Raw genomic sequence first — 4,347 nt, 5'->3', positions numbered from 1 at the left:
TCACGCCACCGACGGCGATCGATCCAAATGCGGAATTACCCCTAGAAGTCTCCGAATGGGATCGTCCTGAAGCCGTGCAGCCACTGACAGGGACGCCCGCACAGCCACAGCAGACTAGCAGCGATCGAACTCTGGCCAGCTCTGGATTTTTACCCCAGACGGAATTACCAGTTGCACCCGCACCAGCCACAACTGTGACTCAAGTTCAGGTCGTGACGACGATCGATGTCCGCCAGGGCAAACAACCAGCATTACCAGCCGCCTTTTTGATCGAAAATTCGCACCTATGCCAGACAGCACTGGCGAATGCTCCCAATCCCACCATCTTTGATGGTACCGATCGGCAGAGTACTTCAATCGATCGGGCGGTCTTTCAAGCAGATCGACTGCCGAGTATCGCGATGATCCCGCTGATGGGTAGCCTCGGAGCCAAGCGATCTACTGGTGCGGTCTGGGGCTGGTTGGTACTCCAAGACGATCGGTCGCGGCCGTGGCATCCAGTCGAACTAAAACTCCTCCAATGTCAGATCTTCCAAATTGCCCTGGCGAGAATCCAGCGCAAAGCCCTCAAACAAGCCCGAGCAGCGGTCGCCAATCGGACGACTCAAGTTCAGACCAGTCTCCAACTTCAGGCGAAGTTGCACGATGTCGGACGCAAGCGGATGGAGAAATTGCGGCACGCCAACGACCTCAAAGATGAATTTATCAGCACAATCGGTCACGAACTGCGGACGCCGCTAACGAGTATGTCGTTGGCGATCAAGATGTTGCGCCAATTAGATGTCGATCCAGAGCGTCGCACCCAGTATCTCGATATCCTCGAAGATCAGTGTCAGCGCGAAATCAAGCTGGTCAACGATCTGCTCAAAATCCAGCAGTTTGAATCCAGACAAGTCGAGCTGCGCTCCCAGCAAATCTCACTCAATCAATTTATTTCTCAGCAAGCAACAATCGTTACCGATCGCTGGCCGGATAGCAAATCCCTAGAAATCGCCCTCCATCTCCCACAACTGTCTTCACACATCGAAACCGACGCGGATAGTCTCAAACATATCGTCGAGGAATTACTCGTCAATGCGGGTAAATTTGCGATTCCCCAGAGCATGGTAGAGGTGTGGCTGACAGTCGAGCCAGAACAGGCAATTATCCAGGTAACTAATCTGAGTCAGCCAATTGCCGACACAGATCTCCCTTATTTATTCGATCGCTTCCGGCGTGGTGCAGGTACTACTCAACAAGCGATCGCCGGCACCGGACTGGGTTTGTCGCTAGTCAAATCGATGGTCGAGCACATTCAAGGTACAATTACCGTGACCAGTGAGGCCGTCGAACCCAAAACTGCCAAAACCTGTTTTACAGTGACTATTCCGGCAGTCATCGAGCGGCAATAACTTGAGGAAGCCATCTGTCATGTCGAAACTCGGTTCGCGACAGCACCTACCCATCTTCCCTAAATCGTTAGGTGCGACCGATCTAGCTCAACACCAACCGAAGTTTCGGTGGCAAAGAGCTAACTATTCCTGTCGCGCCAGACAATTTGATATCTATACCGCCGCGATGAGTTTGGGGTTCGCACTGCTGCGAGATTTCCTCTTGCCGACTACCAACGAACGCTATCATCGACGCCAAGCCCAAAAATTAGTCAATACGGCGATCAGTTTGGGGCCAACTTTTATTAAGATCGGTCAATCTTTATCGACGCGAGTGGACTTTTTTCCACCGATGTATACCGCAGCCCTGAGTCAATTACAAGATCGGGTGCCAGCTTTTGATGCGGATGAAGCGATCGCGATTATCGAAACCGAACTCGACACAGAACTAGAGATCTTATTCGATCGTTTCGACCCGATTCCGCTGGCGGCGGCAAGTTTAGGCCAAGTACACAAAGCCAAATTGCGAACGGGTGCGGATGTTGTCATCAAAATCCAACGTCCGGGCTTGCAGCGATTATTTGAACTCGATTTTCAGGTCATTGAGAAATTACTCTGGTGGGTCGATCGATTATTGCCAAACAAGCGATCGGCAGAACTTAGAGCCATTCATCAAGAATTTTTTACGCTCCTATTCCAGGAAATAGACTATACCAAAGAAGGCCAAAATGCCGATCGCTTTCGAGCTAATTTCCAAGCAAATAACTCAGTAGTGGCTCCAGAAATTCACTGGAAACATACAACTAGCAAGGTACTCACGATGAGTTACTTACCAGGAATCAAAATTGACGATCGCGCCACCTTAGAAGCTTGTGGCTTCGATCCCAAAAAGATCAATCAATTAGGGATTTGTTGCTATCTCAAACAACTCCTCGTCGATGGTTTTTTTCAAGCCGATCCGCATCCTGGGAATATGGCAATCATGGCGGATGGTAAGCTAGTTGTCTATGATTTTGGGATGATGGCCGAACTGAAGCATATCTCGACCGATCGGATGATTGAGACTTTTTGGGCAGTCATGAAAAAAGATGAAACTGCCGTCACCAATAATTTAATTGCATTAGGATTAGTCGAACCAGTCGCAGATATGCGCCCGATTAAGCGCGTCATTGAATTTCTACTCGAACGCTTTACCGATCGACCAGTAGATATCAAAGAATTCGAGCAGATTAAGAGTGAAATTACGACACTATTCGTCCAGCAACCATTTCAGATGTCCCCAGAAATGAGCTTTATTCTCAAAGCTTTATCGACACTCGATGGCATCGCCCGTACCTTAGATCCAGAATATAATCTCGTCGTCGCCGCGCAACCGTTTATCCGCAGTATCGCCGTTGCCGAGCGCGGTAATATCATTACTAAATTTGGCAAACAAGCTGTTAGCTATCTCAAGCACAAACTCACCCAGCCCAATGCAAGTAAGTTACGCATCCACCAACTAGAGTCAAGATTAGAGCAAAATGAACTTGAAATGTTGAGGCGATCGCAAATAACTGCTCGATTAATTAACAGCATTTATTGGAACATCAGCTATATCTGCCTGACTAGTTTAAGTGCAATTTCCGCCCTGTTATTAATTTCTACACAACCATTACTAGCAATGATGCTAGGTGGTATTGGTACTGTCTGTGGATTGCTTTGGCTGCAATCTGTATTCAATTTAGTCTTGCAAGCACGACTCATTAACTAATTTGATAATCATCGTTAAATAATGAAACCAACAATTTTAAATCATCGGCTGGAAGTTGGATTTTTGACGACTTAGCCCAAATGTTGTCTCGATCGCTCTGGATTGATATTAGTGAAAATCTAAGCGATATCAACTATGTCTTGTGTGCTGACGGGGAGTTACTCGATCGCCATTTTGTCAATAGCTTTATTCCACTCAGATCATCCATATCGCCTCAGACAAACGACTAATCGAGAAAAGATTCCAGCTAATGATGTGACTAGACCATACACCACCATATTGGAAACATCACTAGCTAACATTTCTAATTGGGTCAGCGGATAAACATCCGTAATCTGCCAACCGAGGAATTCTAGAAAAGGTAATTGCTGTGGTTGCCGAATATTCATTGGCATCGCGCTGAGAGCTGTAAATTAGCGATGATTTTCTACAGACTAACTATAGTAACTTTACGATCCCAATAATTTTCCTAGAGCGATCGACTGCGCCGCAGCCATTTGACCATAGCAAAATACATAGGGTATTTCTGGCGGCAATATTGGAGCCAAATCGGCCATTAAATAAGGGCTACCGTAGACAACCAATCCCTGTAGTTGTTTCGTCGCGATTAATTTTTGAACCAATTGTTTGGCTACCGCCGTGATACCCAGTCCGCCCGAAAAAGGACTAGTGCGAATAAATAATTGGAGGATGACAGATTCATCAGGGGCAATCTCAATCGTCGGACTATGGCGATTGACAAGTTGAAGCCGATAGCCAAGTTTAGCGGGAATGGTGATGGCTGGAGTACTCCGACTGAGGAAAGTAGTATCTAAAATTTCTTCTAGCACGATGATATTTTTGCCACCACTCGGTTTGAGGGGGAGCTGTCCGTGACTAACTAGTGAATCTTGGAGCATACTCTTGGCGATAGCCATCGATTGCGGCTCGGCGAGTGTTGTCACAGTCGCCGGTTGAGTATTCACTGGCGATTGAGTCAATGTGACACCATCCCAATTTTGAAATAACTTCTGTTTCGATCGCCAAATCCGCCCGACGCTCTCTTTGATGCGTTCGGCACTAATCAGCCCAGACTCCACCGCATGACACACCGATCGAATCGCAATTTCGGGATCGACAGGCATCAAAATAATGTCAGAACCAGCAGCCACAGCCATTACTGGCGCATCATCCGCGCCATAGCGATCGGCAATCGCCCCCATCACCAAAGCATCGGTACTAATCAGC

Annotated in this window: 4 protein-coding genes; 2 read left to right on the top strand and 2 right to left on the bottom strand. The window is 47.5% G+C overall.

Translation table 11 applies throughout. The features are described from left to right. Together RMO27_RS22100 and RMO27_RS22095 are read left to right on the top strand one after the other, a co-directional pair. Positions 1-1,391 (top strand): HAMP domain-containing sensor histidine kinase (locus tag RMO27_RS22100; RefSeq protein ID WP_309736645.1); only part of this gene is annotated, 1,391 nt, incomplete at its 5' end. Position 1,392: 1 nt separating this feature from the next. Next, the gene (locus tag RMO27_RS22095; RefSeq protein ID WP_309736644.1) at positions 1,393-3,120 is read left to right on the top strand and encodes an AarF/ABC1/UbiB kinase family protein; all 1,728 of its coding nucleotides are present in this window, start codon (positions 1,393-1,395) and stop codon (positions 3,118-3,120) included. Positions 3,121-3,320: 200 nt separating this feature from the next. Here the strand turns inward: RMO27_RS22095 and RMO27_RS22090 are convergent, their stop codons facing one another. Both RMO27_RS22090 and RMO27_RS22085 read right to left on the bottom strand, forming a co-directional pair. Next, positions 3,321-3,509 (bottom strand): hypothetical protein, encoded by a 189-nt coding sequence (locus tag RMO27_RS22090; RefSeq protein ID WP_309736642.1) that lies wholly within the window; start codon positions 3,507-3,509, stop codon positions 3,321-3,323. A 60-nt stretch (positions 3,510-3,569) separates the two neighbouring features. Then, on the bottom strand, positions 3,570-4,347 hold a 778-nt coding region (locus RMO27_RS22085), incomplete at its 5' end, for a glycoside hydrolase family 3 N-terminal domain-containing protein (protein ID WP_309736640.1).

Source organism: Chamaesiphon sp. OTE_75_metabat_556, assembly GCF_031378165.1.
Taxonomy (GTDB): domain Bacteria; phylum Cyanobacteriota; class Cyanobacteriia; order Cyanobacteriales; family Chamaesiphonaceae; genus Chamaesiphon.
Note: the sequence above shows the minus strand (reverse complement) of the source record. Positions and strands in the feature narration are given on the sequence as shown.